This window comes from Catellatospora sp. IY07-71 (assembly GCF_018326265.1).
Lineage (GTDB): Bacteria > Actinomycetota > Actinomycetes > Mycobacteriales > Micromonosporaceae > Catellatospora.
Window position 1 is genome coordinate 1,085,428 of record NZ_AP023360.1, and the last position, 19,573, is coordinate 1,105,000.

Sequence of the window (19,573 nt, forward strand, 5' to 3'; positions counted from 1 at the left end):
GGGGCGGGCGAGTTATCCACAGGGCCGTGCACAGGGATCGGGAATCTCAGGCACGCTGTCCGGCGTGCGACGCATCGACCGACCCCGACCACTCGCCTGGCAGGTGTTCCGCGGCTCCGACGCCCTGCGGGACGGCCTGCTCACCCCCGACCAGCTGCGCGGCGCGAACTGGATGAGCCTCGGCTACAACGTCTTCGCCGACAGCCGACTCGAACACGACCATGAGCTGAGCTGCCGCGGACTGGCGCTCGACCTGCCGGAGCGCGCCTGCTTCGCCGGCCCGTCGGCGGCGTACCTGCACGGCGTCCCGCACGCCGCGTCACCCGGCGACCGGGTGCACCTCGTCGTCCCCACCGGCACCCGGCTCAACCAGCGCAAGCAGGCCGTCGTCCACCGCATGATGCTCGACGAAGGCGAGGTCGGCACCCACCGCGGCTATCCCGTGACCAACCCTCTGCGCACCTGCTGGGATCTCGCGCTGTGGCTCGACGTCCTGCCCGCCGTCACGATCATCGACGCGCTGCTGCACGCCAAGCTGGTCAGCGCGGCGGAGCTGAGCGAGCTGACCCGGGCCCGGTGGGGCAGGCACGGCGCGGCGAAGGCGGCGAAGGCGTTCGGGCTCGCGGACGGCCGGGCCGAGTCGCCGCAGGAGTCACGGCTGCGCGTGGGGCTGGTCCGCAACGGCGTGCCCCGGCCTGAGCTGCAGTTCCCCGTCCCGGTGGCGGGCCGGGTGCTGCATCCCGACCTGGCGTGGCCGGAATTTCGGGTCGCCGTCGAGTACGACGGCGAGTGGCACGACGCCCCCGACCAGTTCCACCTGGACCGCCGCAGGCTGAACCTGCTCGTCGGCGAAGGCTGGATCGTCCTGCACGTAACCAGCCGCCGCCTGCGCACCGACTTCCCCGCCCTGGTCCGCGAGATCAAATCCGCCCTCCGCACGCGCGGCTGGCGTCCCTAGATCGCTCGACTTGCCTGGCAGATGGGCGAAAGCGCGCTCAAGATACGCCCAAGTGCCAGGCAAGTCGAATGATCAAGCCACGGGCCGCGGGCGGCGGGGCGATCAGCGGCGGCCGATGGTGAGGGTGGGTTTGGCGGTTTCGGCGAAGAAGTCGTTGCCCTTGTCGTCGACGACGATGAAGGCGGGGAAGTCCTCGACCTCGATCTTCCAGACCGCCTCCATGCCGAGCTCCGGGTACTCCAGGACCTCGACCTTCTTGATGCAGTCCTGGGCGAGCCGGGCGGCGGGGCCGCCGATGGAGCCGAGGTAGAAGCCCCCGTACGCCTGGCAGGCCTTGGTGACCTGGCCACTGCGGTTGCCCTTGGCGAGCATGACGTAGGAGCCGCCCGCCGCCTGGAACTTCTCCACGTACGCGTCCATCCGACCGGCCGTGGTCGGGCCGAAGGAGCCGGACGCGTAGCCCTCAGGCGTCTTGGCAGGTCCGGCGTAGTAGACGGCGTGATCACGCAGGTACTGCGGCATCGGCTCACCGGCGTCGAGGCGCTCGGCGATCTTCGCGTGGGCGATGTCCCGGGCGACGACGAGCGGCCCGGACAGCGACAGCCGGGTCTTCACCGGGTACTGCGCGAGCTGCTCGCGGATCTCCGACATGGGCCGGTTGAGGTCGACCTTGACCACCTCGTCGGACACGTCCTCGACGGTGACCTCGGGCAGGTAGCGGGCCGGGTCGGTCTCCAGCCGCTCCAGCCACACGCCCGACGGCGTGATCTTGGCGACGGCCTGCCGGTCGGCGGAGCAGGACACGGCGATGGCGACCGGGCAGGACGCGCCGTGGCGCGGCAGCCGGATGACGCGCACGTCGTGGCAGAAGTAGCGCCCGCCGAACTGCGCGCCGATGCCGAAGTTGCGGGTGAGCTCGAGGACCTCGGCCTCCAGCTCCACGTCCCGGAACCCGTGCCCCAGCATCGAGCCGGACGAGGGCAGGTTGTCCAGGTACTTCGCCGAGGCCAGCTTGGCGGTCTTGAGCGCGTGCTCGGCCGACGTGCCGCCGATGACGATGGCCAGGTGGTACGGCGGGCAGGCGCTGGTGCCGATGAGGCGCAGCTTCTCGTCCAGGAAGCGCATGAACGAGGTGGGGTTCAGCAGCGCCTTCGTCTCCTGATAGAGGTACGACTTGTTGGCGCTGCCGCCGCCCTTGGCCATGAACAGGAACTTGTACGCGTCGGCGTGCCCGTCGGGGTCCTCGGCGTAGAGCTCGATCTGCGCGGGCAGGTTGTTGCCGGTGTTGCGCTCGTCCCACACGGTCAGCGGCGCGAGCTGCGAGTAGCGCAGGTTCAGCTTGGTGTACGCCTCGTACACGCCGCGGGCGATGGCGGCCTCGTCGGCGCCGTCGGTGAGCACGTGCCGGCCGCGCTTGCCCATCACGATCGCGGTGCCGGTGTCCTGGCACATGGGCAGCACGCCGCCGGCCGCGATGTTCGCGTTGTGCAGCAGGTCCTTGGCGACGAAGCGGTCGTTCGGCGAGGACAGCGGGTCGTCGATGATCGAGCGGAGCTGGGCCAGGTGCGCCGGGCGCAGGTAGTGCGCGATGTCGTGCATCGCCTCGGCGGTGAGCTGGGTGAAGATCTCCGGCTCGATGGTGAGGAACTTGCGCCCGCCCGGCCCGCTGACCACGTCGACGCCCTCGTCGGTGACGAGCCGGTAGTCGGTGGTGTCCGCGCCCAGGGGCAGCAGGGAGGAGTAGGCGAAGTCAGTCACGGCGAAAAGCGTACTCATGTGTCGAGGGGTCGCAGAATTCGCGGCCCGGCTAATCGAACGCGAGGTAACCGAGATCACGCCGCTGGCCCAGCAACAGGCCCTTCGCGTCGGCGGCGAGCACCTCGGCCTCGGTGCGGACCTCGCGGCGGACCCGGCCGGTGGCGGGGTCGAGCACGATCACCCGGTCGGGCGCCCGATCGACGAGCACCACCACGCCGCTGCGGATCGCGGCGGACGCCTCCGGGTTGACCTTGCGGGTCCACAGCTGCTTGGGCTTGGTGGGGCGGTCGGCGTCGTGCTCGTACATGGTCAGCTTCTTGCCGTCGGCGGAGCGGACCAGCGCCCGCTGCGCGTCGACGGCGACGAGGTGCTCGCCGGCCGCGCAGGTCAGCACGGGTTTGCCGAGGCCCGTCTCGATGAGCTGTTCACGGCCGTCGGGCAGCACGGAGACCAGCACGGTGTCCGTGCCGGTGGGCTGGTCGCGCTGGTCGCACCCGCCGCCGCCGATGGTGCGCAGGTGCTGGCCCTTCGGGATCGACCAGACCTTGCCGCCGACGGTGTCCCGCGCGGTCACCTGGATGTCGCAGCCGCCGTCGCGCGGGGTGGCGACACTGTGCAGCACGCGGCCGCCCGCGACGACGATGCGCTCGCGGCGCCCCGGCTCCACCGGGTCCCGGGTCGCCTCGCCCAGTGCCGGGCTGACCACGTACACCTTGCCGTCGATCGGGAAGCCGAGCAGCTGCGGCATCTTGCCGGGCTCGTGCGACGGGGCGATCCGGTCGGCCCCCAGCGGCACGCTGCCGAGCAGCTCCGGGTTGTCGGCGAAGAGCACGAACCCCATCCCGGGCAGGCCGGTGGACCACTTCTCATCGCCGCTGGCGGGCTCGCGGGAGGTCAGCTCGCAGTCCTGGGGGGTACGGCAGGACACCTCCAGCAGCTGATCGTCGAAGGTCCACACGGCCGAGGCCTTCTCGTCGCGGCGGATCACCAGGCCCGTCGCCGGGTCGATCACCTGGTATCCCTTGACCAGCAGCTTGCCGGCGACGACGACGGTGCGCTCGGGCGGCCCGGCCACCGCGGCCCAGTCCGCCGGGGTCGACCACACCCGGCGGCCACTGCCCCGGCTCAGGGCCTCGACCGAGTCGCGGTGCTCGACGACGATGTGGTCGGGCAGCAGCGTGACGGTCTGCGGGGTGCCGCCCAGGCGCTCCTGCCAGCGGGCGGCCGGATCGGCGATGGGGCCGCTCGTGTTGATCCAGTTCCACAGGTCGGGGAACGGGTTCCAGACGCCGGTGCTGACCAGCACGGTCAGCGCGACGGCACCCGCTACGAGCCAGCCCGCGCCAGCCCTCCCCTGAGCCATCCGCAAAGGATAGCCAGGACGCGCTCAAACGTGAGTGACTGTCCGAATCACCCGTGTCGGGCGGCTTTCCCCACCAGCGGCAGCGTCCGGTACGGCAACTGCTCGGCGAGCGCGATCAGCGTGGAGGCGCGCACGATGCCCTGGTACGCCACGATCTCGTCGATGACGCGTTGCAGGTCGGCATTGGAGCGGGCGACGATCCGGCAGAGCAGGTCCCCGCCCCCGGTGATGGTGTACGCCTCCAGCACCTCGGGGATCGTCGACAGGTGCGCGGCGACCGGGTCGTGGCCGCCGCTCTGCCGGATCTCCAGCGTGATGAACGCGGTGACCCCGTAGCCGATCGCCGCCGGGTCCAGCTCCGGCCCGAAGCCCTTGATGACGCCGCGCGCGACGAGCCGGTCCAGCCGGGCCTGCACGGTGCCCCGCGCCACCTTCAGGCGGCGCGAGGCCTCCAGCACGCCGATCCGCGGCTCGGCCGCGAGCAGCTCGATCAGCCGTACGTCCAGCTCGTCCACGCCGACGGTCACCGGCACATCATGTCACCGCGGGCCGAGGATGTTCTGCTGCCCGTCCGCGGTCCAGGTGCGGCCGCCGGCCCGGATCTGCACGGAACGGGGCAGCGCCCCGGCGACCCCGTCCTTGCCGCCGAGCCGGGCCGCGAACCAGCCGCCGGAGAAGCGCAGCGTCACCTTCCGGCCGTCGGCCAGCGTCACCGTGCCCGACTCGGCCCCGGCCGGGGCACGCCCGACGATCCAGCCCTCGCCGTATCCGGCGTCGGCCACCCACCGCATCGGCTGCCACGGTGCGGCGCCCGCCGCGGCGACGACGCTGAGCAGCGAGACGTGGTTGCCGCTGCGGTCGCAGACCATGACGGCGCCGTCCACGGCATGGACGAGCAGTGGCTGCGTGGCATCCCGAAAGGAGAACCGCCGCGGCGGCTGCGACGGCCCCCCAGCGACCCGGCCGCGGTCGGCGGCGGCCCGGCAGATCTGCTCCGCCGACTCGGTCAGCTGCTCCTCGGGCAGATAGTCGACGCCTGAGTCGAGGATCGTCGCCGTCGCCGTGTGCGCCCGGACGACCGCGCCGTTGAGCCCGCCCTCGGGCGCCCACAGCAGGAACAGGCCGCCGTCCAGCCTGGCCTCGATGACCCTGCCGTCCGGGCTGACGGCGTCGACCCGGGTCACTCCCGCGGGCACCCGGCCTACGAAGTAGTCGGCGCTCGCGACCTCGCTCGGGCTTCCGTCCAGGTGCGAGATGGAGCCGTACCGCGGGATGCGGGCACCCACGTCAGGCAGCAGCCGCTGCGTGGGCTGTGCGTACGTCATGCTGATGCCGAGGCCGCTCGGCGACCGCTCGCAGTCGGCGACCACCTGGTCGTTGCCGTACACCCGAATGCCCAGCTCCGGCTCCAGCGCTTCCATGCGCAGCGGCGGCAGCTCGGCGCGGTCCTCCGGCGCCAGCTTGCTCCGATCGCTGTCCAGCCACTTGCGGCGGCAGTCCTCGGCGAAGCCCGCGTGCCACGCCGGGCTCGCCGCGCTGGGGGTGGCCCCGGGTGTGGCGCTGGTCGTCGCCAGCGGTGCCACCTCTCCGGCGGGCGGCGAGGGCCATACCAGGAACCCTGCTGCCACGACCGCCGCGGCGGCGCCTACGGCAGCCCAGGCGACCAGGCGGCGGCGTGAGCCGCGCCCGGCCCGCTGTTCGATCTCGCTCACCGTCATGGTGAAGCGCTCCTCCCCGTATTCATCGGTGAGCCTCGCCCGCAGGTCGTCGACGGTCATCACGCCACCTCCCGGGTGGGGTTGAGGGCCGCCAGACCGGCCGGAGCGAGTTGATGACGCAGGGACTGCACGGCACGGTGCAGGTGGGCGGTGACGGTGCCCTCGGCGATGCCGAGCAGCTCGGCAGTCTCCGCCACGCTCAGGTCGGTGATCAGCCGCAGCGCGACCACCTCCCGCTGCCGCCGGGGCAGCGCGGCCAGCTCGCGCCGCAGACCCCCGTCGCGCTCGGCCTCGGCGGCCGCGCGGTCCGGCAGGTCGCCGAGCACCTCGCGGCGCAGCCGCCGCCAGACCGAGCGCCGCACGTTGAGCGCGGTGCGCAGCACCCACGCGGTCGGGTTCGGGTGCACCCGCACCGTCGCCCAGCGCGCGCAGGCGCGGGCGTACGCCTCGGCCACCGCGTCCTCGGCGCCGGCCCGGTCGCCGCCGCCCGCCGCGAGCACGGCCCGGAACACCGCGTCCTTGCCGCTGAGGTAGAACTCAGCGAAGTCGTCCATCCCGTGTCTCCCCTTGTCACCGGGGATACGCCCGGGAGCCCGGTGAGCCTTACAGGGTTCGGTAACGAATTGATAACTGGTCAATCTGCCCAGTGAACCGGCACTACCGCCGGTCGATCTGCGCAATCTGATCAGTGCCGCACGAGACAGTTGCCCAGGTCACGGGCCCGCGCCAAGCTTTCGGCATGACCGCAGTAGCGCACCCGGCCGCCACCCACGCGAGCCCGGAACAGCTGACCGACCCGTTCCCCGTGAAGGGTGTCGACCACATCGCCTTCCTGGTGGGCAACGCGAAGCAGGCGGCGCACTACTACTCCACCGCGTTCGGCATGACGCTAGTGGCGTATCGCGGCCCCGAGCAGGGCTATCGCGACTACGCCGAGTACGTGCTGACCTCCGGCTCGGCGCGGTTCGTGCTGCGCGGCGCGGTGCACGCGGCCGCGCCCGGCGCCGACCACCACGCCCGCCACGGCGACGGCGTCACCGACATCGCCCTCGAGGTGCCCGACGTGGACGCCGCGTACGCGTACGCGGTCAAGCACGGCGCCCGCGGCCTGCAGGCGCCCGAGGACCTGACCGACGAGCACGGCACCGTGCGGATCGCGGCGATCGCCACCTACGGCGACACCCGGCACACGCTGCTCGACCGCTCCCGCTACACCGGCCCGTTCCAGCCCGGCTTCGTCAGCCGCGACCCGATCGTGGACCGCTCCGCGCTGGTCGCCGCGGGCGCGCCGAAGCGCCTGTTCCAGGCCGTCGACCACGTGGTCGGCAACGTCGAGCTCGGCCGGATGGACGAGTGGGTGGAGTTCTACCACCGCGTCATGGGCTTCACGAACATGGCCGAGTTCATCGGCGACGACATCGCCACCGACTACTCGGCCCTGATGAGCAAGGTCGTCGCCAACGGCACCCGCAAGGTGAAGTTCCCGCTGAACGAGCCGGCCATCGCCCGGAAGAAGTCGCAGATCGACGAGTACCTGGAGTTCTACGGCGGCCCCGGCGCGCAGCACATCGCGCTGGCCACCAACGACATCCTGGCCACCGTCGACGCGATGCGCGCCGCCGGCGTCGAGTTCCTCAACACCCCGGACTCGTACTACGACGACCCGGAGCTGCGCGCCCGCATCGGCAACGTGCGCGCCCCCATCGAGGAGCTGAAGAAGCGCCGCATCCTGGTCGACCGCGACGAGGACGGCTACCTGCTGCAGATCTTCACCAAGCCGGTGCAGGACCGCCCGACGGTGTTCTTCGAGCTGATCGAGCGCCACGGCTCGCTCGGCTTCGGCAAGGGCAACTTCAAGGCCCTGTTCGAGGCCATCGAGCGCGAGCAGGACACCCGCGGCAACCTCTGACCCCCGCAAGGAAGGGCACCTTCTTGTCGTTTTACGTATAGGAAGGTGCCCTTCTTAACCTCTGAAAACCGGTGGTCCGGCCACCTGCGAGGACATGGAAGGATGTCACGCATGACCTCCCCCTCCCCCTCGCCGTTCCCGCCGCCGGCGCCGCAGCCCGGCGCCCCGGGCGCGCCCGCCACGCCGTGGTCCACGCAGCCCGCGGGCTGGGTGCCGCCGCCCCCGCCGCCCGGCGCCTACCAGCCGCTCGCGCTGCCGCTGGCCCCGAACGGGCTGCCCCTGGCGAGCTTCGGCGACCGCCTGCTGGCGTTCCTGCTGGACGCCCTCATCGCGAGTGCGATCAGCATGGTCGTCACCCTGCCGGTGACCTTCATCTGGATGTTCAGCTGGATCTCCACCATCGAGGAGTCGGCCAACAGCTACGACCCCTACGGCAACCCCGCGCCGCCGGACTTCTGGGCGCTGTTCGGCCCGATGATGATCTTCTTCGTGGTGGTCTTCGGCTTCTCCCTGGTCTTCACGTACCTCTACTACGTGGAGTACCAGCTGCGTAAGGGCGGCCAGACCGTCGGCAAGAAGACCATGAAGATCCGCGTGGTGATGGCGAACCCGGCCGAGGTGCTGGACCGGGGCGCGCTGACCAAGCGCTGGGCCGTGGAGCGCGTGGTGGGCATGTTCGTGCCGTTCTTCAGCTACCTCGACGGCTTCTGGCAGCTGTGGGACAAACCGCTGCAACAGTGCCTGCATGACAAGGCCGCGCGGACCGTCGTGGTGAAGGTCGGTTAAATAACAGTCATGACGATCAGCCCAGGGTGGTACAAGGACCCCGCCGATCCCGGCACGCAGCGCTACTGGGACGGCGAGGGCTGGCTTGGCGCGCCCCTGCCCGCCGACGCCACCCCGCCGGACGGGCCCCCGGCCGCGCCCCCACCGCCTCCGCCGCCGGCTGACCCGGCCCCGGCCGAGCAGCCGGTGCACAAGGTCAGCGGGGCACGCGACGGGGCCACGCCGCCCGTGCTGCCCGCGCCGCACCCGCCGACCGGCGGCCCCGGCGCGCCGACCGGGACACCGGGCAGCCGTACGCTGCCCCCCGGCTGGCCGTATCCCGTGCCGCAGCCACCGGTGCGCCCGCACGGCATGCCGCTGGCCACGCCGGGCGCGCGCCTGGTCGCGCGGATCATCGACACGGTCGCCCTGGTGCTGCTCAACGTCGTCGTCAACGGCTGGTTCGTGTACCTCTTCCTGCGCGACTACATCCCGTACACGCAGGCGGTCACCAACAAGTGGCTGGAGACCGGCCAGCTGCCGCTGGACATCCAGCGGCCCGCGCAGATGGACGCGCTGCTGTTCGTGATCGTCCTGATCGCGCTGGCGCTGTGGTTCGCGTACGAGGTCCCGGCGACCGCCCACACCGGGCAGACGCTCGGCAAGCGGATGGCGAAGGTCAAGGTGGTCCGCGCGGAGAGCCTGGAGCCGCTCGGCATCGGGCGGGCCTGGCGCCGGTGGAGCCCGCTGGCCATGCCGCTGCTGCTGCTCACCTGCTGTGGACCGTTTTTCGTGATCCTGCAGTTCGCCGACGTCATATTTCTCCTGATCGACCGCCAGCAGCGCATGGCCTGGCATGACCGGTCCGCGGGCACCTTCGTGGTGCACCCGCCGGAGCCGGTCCGGACCGACAAGAAAGGTGGCATGTGATGGGCAAGCGGACCCTCACCAGGGCTGACCTCGACGCCCTGCCGAACTACGTGCCGGGCCGGTCCGTGCCCGGCGCGATCAAGCTGGCCAGCAACGAGGTGCCGTACGGCCCGCTGCCCGGCGTCGTCGAGGCGGTGGCCGAGGCCGCCGCCAACGTGCACCGCTACCCCGACATGGGGGTCGCGCAGCTGCGCGACCGGCTCGCCGACCGGCTGGGCGTGCCCGCCGAGCGGGTCGTCACCGGCTGCGGCTCCGTCGCGCTCGCCGAGCACCTGGTGCGCGCCACCTGCGTGCCCGGCGACGAGCTGCTCTACTCGTGGCGCTCGTTCGAGGCGTACCCGATCATCGCGCACACCACGGGCGCGACGTCGGTGCGCGTGCCGAACACCGCCGAGCACGGCCACGACCTGCACGCGATGGCCGCCGCGGTCACCGATCGCACCCGGATGATCCTGGTCTGCAACCCGAACAACCCGACCGGCAGCAGCGTACGCAAGGCCGAGCTGGACGAGTTCCTGGCCGCCGTGCCGGAGGACGTGCTGGTCGTGCTCGACGAGGCGTACCTGGAGTTCGTCACCGACCCCGGCGTGCCCAACGGCGTCGAGGTGTACGGCGACCGGCCCAACGTGGCCGTGCTGCGCACCCTGAGCAAGGCGTGGGGCCTGGCCGGCCTGCGCGTCGGCTACCTGGTGGCGCACCCCGAGGTGGCCGGTGCGGTGCGCAAGGTGGTCACCCCGTTCTCGACCAGCCTGCCCGCGCAGGCCGCGGCGCTGGCCGCGCTGGACGCCGAGGCGGAGATGCGCCGCCGCTGCGACCTGGTCATCGCCGAGCGCGACCGGGTGCAGATCGCGCTGGCGAAGGTGCTGCCGGGCGTGCCCGCCAGCCAGGCCAACTTCGTGTGGCTGCCGCTGGGCGAGCGCGCGGTGCCGTTCGCGCAGCACTGCGAGGCCGAGGGCGTCATCGTGCGGCCGTTCGCCGGTGAGGGCGTGCGCGTCACCATCGGCACGCCGGAGGAGAACGACGCGTTCCTGCACGCCGCGGACAAGTTCCTCGGCTGAGCGCGTACCGACGAAAAAGACCGCCGCCGGCCCGCGTGAGCGAGCCGGCGGCGGTTCTTCCATGTCAGCCGTCAAGCCGCGGCGACCGTGATCTGCCGCGTGGTGCTGGCGGCCTTGCCCCAGCCGTCCGTCACGGTGAGCGTCACCGTGTACGTGCCGGCCGCGGGGAAGGTGTGCGACATCGACGACGCCGTGCTCTGCGCCGTGCCGTCACCGAAGTCCCAGCGGTAGGTGAACGTGTCGCCGACGTTCGGGTCCGTGGACCCGACCCCGGAGATGTTGCACACCAGCAGCGTGCACGACGGCGTGTTGATCACCGGCGTGGGCGCCGCGTTGCCCGGGGGCTCCGTGATGGTCACCGGCAGCGTCTTCGTCGCCGTCAGGCCGTACTCGTCCCGCACCGTCAGGACCACGTTGAACGTGCCCGGAGCGGTGTAGGTCTTGGTGGCCACCGCGCCGGAGCCGGTGCCCTGCCCGAAGTTCCACGAGTACGTCAGCGCCGGGGTGTTCTCGTCGGTCGAGGTGCGGCCGTCGAAGGTGCAGACGTTGTTCGTGCAGGCCACCGTGAAGTTGGCGACCGGCGCGTTGTTCGGCGGCACCTGCACGGTCACCGTCACGTCGACCGGCGGGTCGGTGGCGAAGTCGTGCTGGTCCACGCCGCGCACCCGCACCGTGTACGTCCCGGCCGGGATCGCCGGGGTGGTGTACGAGTAGTTCGAGCCGGGCGAGCCGGGCGAGTTCAGGAACGCGCTCCGCCAGCTCTGTGCCGTGCTGGTGAAGGTGCCCGTCGAGCTCATGTAGCGGCCCGCGCTGTCCACGATCGCCACCTGCGCGGCGGCGATCTGCTGGTCGTCCTCGACCCGGCCGCTGACGAAGATGCGGGCGTCGGTGAAGACCGCGCCGTTCTGCGGCGCCATCAGCGCCTGCGTGACCGTCGGCGGCAGGTCACCCGGGTAGATCGCGTAGGTGGCGGTCGCCCCCGTGGTGGAGGTGTCCTGCTGACCGACCGTGTCGTACGCGTACGCGGTCACCGCGTACCGGCCCTGGGTGGGCAGGTCCGTGGACAGCGTCCAAGTGGTGCTGGTGCCGTTCGGGCTGGCCAGGACCGCGTTGCGCGTCGCGAACGCCGCGCTCAGCGAGCCGTCGGCCTGCAGGTAGCGGCTGCTGTCCTGCTCACGGATGGCGACCTTCACGCTGGCCACCCCGAAGTCGTCCGTGGCCGTGCCGGCCAGGTCGAGGTGAAGCACCGAGGCGGTCTGGTTACCGGTGACGTTCAGCAGGCCGTTGGGCGGGTTGTCGCCCGGGATCTGCGAGTTGATCGTCAGCTTGCCCTGGTTGGTGCTCGACGTCTCCAGGCCCACGTCGTCGGTGGCCTTGACCGAGAACGAGTACGTGCCCGGCTTCAGGTTGAACGGCGTGGTGTAAGACCAGTTGACGCTGGTCGCGTTCAGGTTCAGCGGCGTGACGCGGTACCAGCCCGCCTGCACGTCGGTGCCCCAGGTGCCGTCGGAGGCCAGGTTCTCGCGCGTGGTCGTGTTGCGCAGCTGGATCTCGACGCCGAACAGGTTCTCGTCGTCGGAGGCCGTGCCCGAGAAGGTCATCGGGCTGCCCGGCGCCACCGTCAGCGGCGGCGTCGCGGTCGGCGGGTTCATCACCGCGGGCGCGGCGATGGTCACCGACGGCGCGATGCCGGTGGTGCTGACGATCCAGGTCCGGTCACTGGTGTCCAGCGAGGACTGGCCGGCCGTGTCGGTCGGCACCACCTGGATCTGCCACTGGCCCTCGTAGGGGACGGTGACCTCGGTGGACCACGTCGTCGACAGGCCGCCCACCACGTCCGGCTGGATCCGGAACTGGTTGTACGCGGTGCTCGCCGAACCGTCGTCCTGCAGGTAACGGTTGTTGGCGTCGCGCAGCGTGTAGCCGATCGACTGCACGCCCTTGTCGTCGGTCGCCGTGCCGGTGACCGTGAACGTCGTCGACGGGATGACCGAGCCGGTCGGGCCGGTGACCGACGCGCTCGGCGTACGGTCGTCCAGGCTGAACGTCTCGAACTTCTTGATCGCCTTGGTGGCGTCGCTGCTGCCGTTCAGCGCGAACGACTTCGCCTGCACCTTCAGCGTGTGGTTGCCCGCGATGGTCAGCGGCAGCGACCACGCGCTGGTCACCGCGTTCGGCGACGCGAGGTTGGTGTTGATGATCGTCGCCGCGCCCCAGGTGGTCAGGTCGGGCTGCAGGTAGCGGTTGGTCGCCGTGTCGATGATCTCAACCTGGACCCGCCGCAGGCCGCCCGTCGCGGTCGCGGTACCGGTGATGGTGAACTGCTGCCCCGCCGGGAACACCTTGCCCTCGACCGGGGAGGTGATGGTGGTGTCGTACGGCGACGCGGCCGGGATCGTGTTGAAGTCGTAGAACGCGACCCGCCCGACGTTGTAGCCGCCCTGCGTGGTGGCGTCACCACCGGTGAACAGACCGCGCGGCGTCACCAGCATGGCCTTGTTGCCCTCGAACGAGTTCGAGCCCGGGTTCCACTCCAGCCCCTTGCCGTTGGCCGGGTCGAGCGCCCCGATGTGGTCGCGGCGGACCACCGCGTCGCCCAGCCCGTAACCGCCCAGGCCCTGGCCGGTGCCGTAGCCGACGTCGTCCAGACCCGGCCACGGGTCCGGCGCGCTCTGCGACTCGATCCAGGAGAAGTGGCCGCCGATGTACACGGCGTTCTCCGAGATCGCGACCGAGTAGATGGAGTCGAACGCCCGCGAGATCCACAGCGGCTGCACGTGGTCGTCGCCGGCGATCGGGAACGCGATCGCGGTGTCGTTGATCGGCGGCCGGTCGCCACCGGAACCGCTGGTGACCACGAAGTACTGGTCGTTCGGCGCGATGTCACCCGCGTAGATGCGCTGGATGCCGCCGACGAACTGCAGGTTGTCGTCCCACAGCCGGCTGCGCCAGGGCAGCAGCTGGTTGTTGCTGGTGTTGATGAGGCCGACGCCGTAGCGGTCCTGCCCGGCGATCTGGCGCCCGGTGTGCACCACCAGCAGCTTGCTGTCGTCGTGCGTCAGCACCAGGGCCTGCACGGTCAGCGCGCCGTCGACGCCGATGCCGCCCGACAGGTTGTTCACGAAGCCGGTCACCACCGCGCCGGTCGACGCGTTCACCGCGGCCAGACCCACCCGGGCCACGTTGTTGATCGTGGTGAACTGGCCGCCGATGTACACCGTGGTGTTCGTCGCCTCGATCGAGGTCGCCGCGCTGTTGGCGTTCGCGGTGAACCCGGCGATCGGCGCGCCCGTGGTGATGTTCAGCGAGGCGACCTTGCGCTTCGTCACGCCGTTGACCGTGTTGAACCGGCCCGCGACGAACAGCTTGGTGCCGTCCGGGGACGCCTCGACCTCGGTCACCGTGCCGCCGCCGAACGTCGGGCGGAAGGTCGTGTCGATCAGGCCCGTGTCGATGTTGTACGCCGCCAGGTAGGCCTGGTTGACCGTCGTCGTGTTCGTCGACGTGTTGTTGCGGATCGAGGTGAAGGTGCCGGCGATGAAGACCCGGTTGCCGATGTAGGCGAGGTCCGTGATCTCACCGGTGGTTATCCGCGGCGTGTTGGTCCGCGGGATGTCCGGTGCCAGCCTGGTGTGATTCGGCTTCGGCTGTGCCGCCATGGCCGGCGTCGACGCCGCCACGACGGTGCCCAGAATGGACAGCCCTCCCACCAGGGAGGCTGTTACTAACGATGCCACGCCTCTGCGTGTGCGCACGGTTGATCCCCCACGCATGAAGATTCCCCAAACCCAGTGGAAAGAGAGCCTCCCCCGGAGGCTACGGAGCACACTCTCAAGCAGCCCCACCGTCCGGAATGGTCTCTTCGCATCGACCGATGGGCCGTCCGGTCCGAATGCCCCCGTGCCCACGTCCAACATGACCCACGTCACACCCCTGACCTGCGGCGATGCATGCCGCCTCCACCGGCGTGGCATTGAGTCGCACTTATGACACCGGGCCCCGGCACAATGGCGTGACCGCATCCGCGTCGATCCGTCGGCACCAGGCGCCAGCAGGACGAACGCCGCCTGAATACGTTCCGGCGACCGTAATAGGGTGCTCCTATGACTTGGCGGACCCTGCCCCGCGGAACACGATTCGCGGTGATCGGCGTAGTCGCGGCGGCCCTGCTGGCGGCCGCCGGGCTGACCGCCTGGCGCGTGCTCGCCCCCGCCGAAGTGGTCACCCCGGCCCGAAAGCCCTACCCCGAACCGGTGATCCCGGCCCCGGGCCCCATCGGGGCGCTGGTGTCCGCGCCGCTCATCCTCGACGACCGCATCCGGATCTTCGCGGACGAACGCCAGGTGTGGGCCGACGCCCCGCCCAACTTCAAGTACGAGAACAGCGCACTGTGGTCGCTGCGCCGCTGGCCCGCCCAGCTCATCGGCGTGGTCGCGCGCGGCGGCCCGTCCCCCGTCGTCGTGAGCAGCTGGTCCGACGGGCAGCTCGTCGGCACCGACCCGCGCACCGGCGAGACCGCCTGGCAGGCCACAGCCGAGCCGCTCGGCGACGCCTACGCCGGGCGCCGCACCGGCGCGGCCACCCTCTACCAGCCACCCGGCCTGTTCACCACCGCGGACGCCGTCGTCGTCGCCGGATCCGCGCACGTCACCGCGTACGACCCCGCGACCGGTGCGCAGCGCTGGCAGCTCGCCGCACCCGCCGACACCGCCTGCCGCGGCACCGACCTCACCTCCGCCGGGCAGTACCTGGTCCACGACACCTGCGCCGGCACCGTCCGCCGGATCGACACCGCCACCGGCGCCCCGCTCCCCGACCTCGGCAGCGGCATCACCGCGGTGGAGCCGGTCTCCTGCCCGGCCGGGCATGCGTCATGTCCGGGGGTACGCCTGACCGGCCCGTCCGGCACGGAAGGCCTCCTGCTCGACGGCACCGCCGCGATCCCGTCCCCGCCGCTGTCCGCGCCCGGGGCCGTGCTCGCGGGCGGCATCGTGGTCACCGCACCCGACCCCGCCGCCGTGACCCGCCTCGACGGCCGCGACCCGCGTACCGGGGAACTCCGCTGGACCTGGCAGCCGTCACCGGACAACGCCGCGACCCCGCCCGGCCGCCTGCTGGCAGGCGGCGCCGACCGGGTGCTCCTGCTCACCCCCGACCAGACCCTCATCGCGGTCAGCGCCGAGTCCGGCAAGGAACTCTCCCGCTCCTCCATCCAGCTCCGCCACGAACTCGTCACCCCATACGACCTCTCCCAGGTCCACACCTCAGGCCGCTACGTCGTCCTGGTCCGCACCACCCCCGGCGCCCCCGCCACCGCCCCCGACTCCGACTACTACGTCTCCCCCCGCCCCGTCCTCCTCACCGGCTCCTGACCCCGCCCACCCGCCGCCACCCCCGTTGATCATGAACTTATGGACGTGTTCGACGGCGTGTCACGACCCTGGCACCGTGATCGATCGGCTCGCGGATGAGGCTAGGGGCGTGCGGCGAGGTCGATCCAGTAGCGGCGGGTGAGGCCGAGCGGGGTTTCACGGACATCCTCCAGGACCCCGCCGTTGCGCTCGATGGTGCGGGCCGAACCGGGATTGTCGTCCTTGCAAGAGATCATCACGCGGTCGAGGCCGCGGGCCCGGGCGTGCCCCAGCACCTCGCCCAGCGCCCAGGACGCGAGTCCACGCCTGCGTGCCGAGGGGCGGACCGAATAGCCGATCTGCCCGCCGGCCTCCAGCAGGAACTCGTTCAAGCGGTGCCGCAGCGAAATCGACCCGAGCACCTCGCCGTCCTCGACGATCCACCAGTACGTCGCGTGGACCAAGCCCGCGGCGACCGGAAACGAGTCGTCCGACATGGCGGCAAGACGCTTGAGCCAGGCGGCGAATGCCAGAGGCGAGGTCACGTCGTCGTCGGGTTGCGGACCGCCACCGTGCAGCTGCTCACCCGCCCTGACGAACTCGTCCCGCGCGGAGAGCCACGAGACGTGCAGGTCCATGGTGGGAGCGACGAGTTCAGCCATCCCCGAACCCTAGACAGACCGCGGATTCCACGGCGACCCGATTCAAGGTCGGTTGATCGCGTTCTCGTGTCGGATCGTGAGCTCTGACCACGGCTGGTGAGACGAGACGGCGATCATCGGCGGGTCCGCCGGCCGGGGGCTGCTCGCTCGGCGGTGTCCCAGGGCCGGGTAGCTGGGTGATGATCGCGGTTTCGTGTCCGAACCTGTGCTCTGACCGCAGGTTCCGACACGAGACGGCGATCATCGCGCGGTCGCCGGCCGATCCGGGCGGGCCGTGCGGGGGGCGGGGTTAAGAAGGTGCCCGTCTACCACGGATGGCGTTGAGAAGGTGCCCTTCCTTCGCCCATAGCCGGTGGCGAAAGAAGCCGGAAACGCGTTCAGGCCCACCCCGGCAGGGGTGGGCCTGAAACAGCGATGTTTGTCCGGCGGTGTCCTACTCTCCCACAACGTCCCCGTTGCAGTACCATCGGCGCTGGAGGGCTTAGCTTCCGGGTTCGGAATGTTACCGGGCGTTTCCCCTCCGCCATGACCGCCGTAACTCTATCAACATGTCAACCCGCGCCGATACGGCGTGCGTGGTTGCGTGTCGTGATGTGCATGGTGGACGCGAGACATCTTGCAGGACTCTCATATGTTGTCAGGTAAGTCCTCGGCCTATTAGTACCAGTCGACTGAACACATTACTGTGCTTACATCTCTGGCCTATCAACCCGGTGGTCTAGCCGGGGGCCTTACCTGGTTTCCCAGTGGGAGACCTCATCTTGAAGCGAGCTTCCCGCTTAGATGCTTTCAGCGGTTATCCCTTCCGAACGTAGCCAACCAGCCATGCACCTGGCGGTACAACTGGCACACCAGAGGTTCGTCCGTCCCGGTCCTCTCGTACTAGGGACAGCCCTTCTCAAGTCTCCTGCGCGCACGGCGGATAGGGACCGAACTGTCTCACGACGTTCTAAACCCAGCTCGCGTACCGCTTTAATGGGCGAACAGCCCAACCCTTGGGACCTACTCCAGCCCCAGGATGCGACGAGCCGACATCGAGGTGCCAAACCATCCCGTCGATATGGACTCTTGGGGAAGATCAGCCTGTTATCCCCGGGGTACCTTTTATCCGTTGAGCGACACCGCTTCCACATGCCAGTGCCGGATCACTAGTCCCGACTTTCGTCCCTGCTCGACCTGTCAGTCTCACAGTCAAGCTCCCTTGTGCACTTACACTCAACACCTGATTGCCAACCAGGCTGAGGGAACCTTTGGGCGCCTCCGTTACCCTTTAGGAGGCAACCGCCCCAGTTAAACTACCCACCAGACACTGTCCCTGAACCGGATCACGGTCCGAGGTTAGATACCCAGATCAACCAGAGTGGTATTTCAACGTTGACTCCACCCTAACTGGCGTTAGGGGCTCATAGTCTCCCACCTATCCTACACAAGCTGAACCGGATACCAATGTCAAGCTATAGTGAAGGTCCCGGGGTCTTTCCGTCCTGCCGCGCGTAACGAGCATCTTTACTCGTACTGCAATTTCGCCGGGCCTGTGGTTGAGACAGTGGGGAAGTCGTTACGCCATTCGTGCAGGTCGGAACTTACCCGACAAGGAATTTCGCTACCTTAGGATGGTTATAGTTACCACCGCCGTTTACTGGCGCTTAAGTTCTCCGCTTCACCCTTACGGGCTGACAGGTCCCCTTAACGTTCCAGCACCGGGCAGGCGTCAGTCCATATACAGCGTCTTACGACTTCGCATGGACCTGTGTTTTTAGTAAACAGTCGCTTCCCCCTGCTCTCTGCGACCCCACCCAGCTCCAGCCGCGAAGGCCTTCACCAGACGAGGCCCCCCTTCTCCCTAAGTTACGGGGGCAATTTGCCGAGTTCCTTAACCACAGTTCGCCCGATCGCCTCGGTATTCTCTACCTGACCACCTGTGTCGGTTTCGGGTACGGGCCGCGCACAGCTCGCTAGAGGCTTTTCTCGGCAGCATAGGATCATCGACTTCACCTGATACGGCTCGGCATCACGTCTCAGCCTTGATGCGGCGCGGATTTGCCTACGCCACGGCCTACACGCTTACCCCAGGACAACCACCGCCTGGGCTCGACTACCTTCCTGCGTCACCCCATCGCTCAACTACTACCAGCCAAGATCCCAACACTCGCACCGCCGGCCCGAAGGCCCTTGGTGTCCGTGGAGGTTAGTACAGCCAGGTTCATCGCGGGCGCTGCTTTGCGGGTACGGGAATATCAACCCGTTGTCCATCGACTACGCCTCTCGGCCTCGCCTTAGGTCCCGACTCACCCAGAGCAGATTAGCTTGACTCTGGAACCCTTGGTCATCCGGCGGCAGGGTTTCTCACCCTGCATTCGCTACTCATGCCTGCATTCTCACTCGTGTGGCGTCCACGGCTAGATCACTCTGCCGCTTCACCCGCCACACGACGCTCCCCTACCCACCCACACACCTGGACCGGTTTGACCCGGCCTGGTCATCGTGTGAGTGCCACAGCTTCGGCGGTGTGCTTGAGCCCCGCTACATTGTCGGCGCGGAACCACTTGACCAGTGAGCTATTACGCACTCTTTCAAGGGTGGCTGCTTCTAAGCCAACCTCCTGGTTGTCTATGCGATCCCACATCCTTTTCCACTTAGCACACGCTTAGGGGCCTTAGCTGGTGATCTGGGCTGTTTCCCTCTCGACTACGAAGCTTATCCCCCGCAGTCTCACTGCCACGCTCTCACTTACCGGCATTCGGAGTTTAGCTGACTTCGGTAAGCTTGTGGGCCCCCTAGGCCATCCAGTAGCTCTACCTCCGGCAAGAAACACGTGACGCTGCACCTAAATGCATTTCGGGGAGAACCAGCTATCACGGAGTTTGATTGGCCTTTCACCCCTAACCACAGGTCATCCCCCAACTTTTCAACGTTGGTGGGTTCGGCCCTCCACGACGTCTTACCGTCGCTTCAGCCTGCCCATGGCTAGATCACCCCGCTTCGGGTCTAGAGCATGCGACTGAACGCCCTGTTCAGACTCGCTTTCGCTACGGCTTCCCCACACGGGTTAACCTCGCCACATGCCACTAACTCGCAGGCTCATTCTTCAAAAGGCACGC

Annotated in this window: 13 protein-coding genes and 2 rRNA genes (1 of these 15 cut by a window edge); 6 read left to right on the forward strand and 9 right to left on the reverse strand. The window is 69.3% G+C overall.

Annotated elements, in window-relative coordinates; all coding sequences use genetic code 11:
• The first annotated feature begins 64 nt into the window (after positions 1-64).
• Positions 65-958, forward strand: coding sequence for an endonuclease domain-containing protein (locus CS0771_RS04985; protein WP_212839979.1), 894 nt, complete (start codon positions 65-67; stop codon positions 956-958).
• A gap of 102 nt (positions 959-1,060) precedes the next feature.
• Here the strand turns inward: CS0771_RS04985 and CS0771_RS04990 are convergent, their stop codons facing one another.
• Genes CS0771_RS04990 through CS0771_RS05010 form a run of 5 tightly spaced genes read right to left on the reverse strand, consistent with a single transcriptional unit; the run spans position 1,061 to position 6,351 of the window.
• A complete protein-coding gene (locus CS0771_RS04990) occupies positions 1,061-2,716 on the reverse strand; it encodes a fumarate hydratase (protein WP_256442787.1) in 1,656 nt (551 codons plus the stop codon).
• A 49-nt stretch (positions 2,717-2,765) separates the two neighbouring features.
• Positions 2,766-4,079, reverse strand: coding sequence for a hypothetical protein (locus CS0771_RS04995; protein ID WP_212839981.1), 1,314 nt, complete (start codon positions 4,077-4,079; stop codon positions 2,766-2,768).
• A gap of 47 nt (positions 4,080-4,126) precedes the next feature.
• Positions 4,127-4,606, reverse strand: coding sequence for an Lrp/AsnC family transcriptional regulator (locus CS0771_RS05000; RefSeq protein WP_244870608.1), 480 nt, complete (start codon positions 4,604-4,606; stop codon positions 4,127-4,129).
• A gap of 12 nt (positions 4,607-4,618) precedes the next feature.
• The gene (locus CS0771_RS05005) at positions 4,619-5,857 is read right to left on the reverse strand and encodes a hypothetical protein (protein WP_212839983.1); all 1,239 of its coding nucleotides are present in this window, start codon (positions 5,855-5,857) and stop codon (positions 4,619-4,621) included.
• A complete protein-coding gene (locus CS0771_RS05010) occupies positions 5,857-6,351 on the reverse strand; it encodes an RNA polymerase sigma factor (RefSeq protein WP_212839984.1) in 495 nt (164 codons plus the stop codon). The genes CS0771_RS05005 and CS0771_RS05010 overlap by 1 nt, the downstream gene beginning before the upstream one ends.
• A gap of 185 nt (positions 6,352-6,536) precedes the next feature.
• Here CS0771_RS05010 and hppD point away from each other — a divergent pair, with 185 nt between their 5' ends.
• From hppD to hisC, 4 genes are all read left to right on the forward strand, one after another.
• Complete coding sequence (gene hppD / locus CS0771_RS05015; protein WP_212839985.1) at positions 6,537-7,706, forward strand: 4-hydroxyphenylpyruvate dioxygenase; 1,170 nt, start codon at positions 6,537-6,539, stop codon at positions 7,704-7,706.
• 111 nt (positions 7,707-7,817) lie between these two features.
• The gene (locus tag CS0771_RS05020) at positions 7,818-8,492 is read left to right on the forward strand and encodes an RDD family protein (RefSeq protein WP_212839986.1); all 675 of its coding nucleotides are present in this window, start codon (positions 7,818-7,820) and stop codon (positions 8,490-8,492) included.
• Positions 8,493-8,501: 9 nt separating this feature from the next.
• The gene (locus CS0771_RS05025) at positions 8,502-9,401 is read left to right on the forward strand and encodes an RDD family protein (RefSeq protein ID WP_212839987.1); all 900 of its coding nucleotides are present in this window, start codon (positions 8,502-8,504) and stop codon (positions 9,399-9,401) included.
• Positions 9,401-10,459: a histidinol-phosphate transaminase gene (gene hisC, locus CS0771_RS05030; RefSeq protein ID WP_212839988.1), complete on the forward strand. Its 1,059-nt coding sequence runs from the start codon at positions 9,401-9,403 to the stop codon at positions 10,457-10,459. The genes CS0771_RS05025 and hisC overlap by 1 nt, the downstream gene beginning before the upstream one ends.
• A 71-nt stretch (positions 10,460-10,530) precedes the next feature.
• Here the strand turns inward: hisC and CS0771_RS05040 are convergent, their stop codons facing one another.
• Entirely contained in the window at positions 10,531-14,169 is a 3,639-nt protein-coding gene (locus CS0771_RS05040) for a PKD domain-containing protein (protein WP_244870609.1), read from the reverse strand.
• A gap of 393 nt (positions 14,170-14,562) precedes the next feature.
• Here CS0771_RS05040 and CS0771_RS05045 point away from each other — a divergent pair, with 393 nt between their 5' ends.
• Complete coding sequence (locus CS0771_RS05045) at positions 14,563-15,831, forward strand: PQQ-binding-like beta-propeller repeat protein (RefSeq protein ID WP_212839989.1); 1,269 nt, start codon at positions 14,563-14,565, stop codon at positions 15,829-15,831.
• Between the two features lie 101 nt (positions 15,832-15,932).
• Here CS0771_RS05045 and CS0771_RS05050 read toward each other — a convergent pair whose 3' ends face one another.
• The 3 genes from CS0771_RS05050 to CS0771_RS05060 all read right to left on the reverse strand — a co-directional run.
• The gene (locus tag CS0771_RS05050; RefSeq protein ID WP_212839990.1) at positions 15,933-16,472 is read right to left on the reverse strand and encodes a GNAT family N-acetyltransferase; all 540 of its coding nucleotides are present in this window, start codon (positions 16,470-16,472) and stop codon (positions 15,933-15,935) included.
• Positions 16,473-16,892: 420 nt separating this feature from the next.
• Positions 16,893-17,009, reverse strand: a 5S ribosomal RNA gene (gene rrf, locus CS0771_RS05055).
• A 100-nt stretch (positions 17,010-17,109) separates the two neighbouring features.
• Positions 17,110-19,573 (reverse strand): 23S ribosomal RNA (locus CS0771_RS05060); it runs 649 nt beyond the window's last position.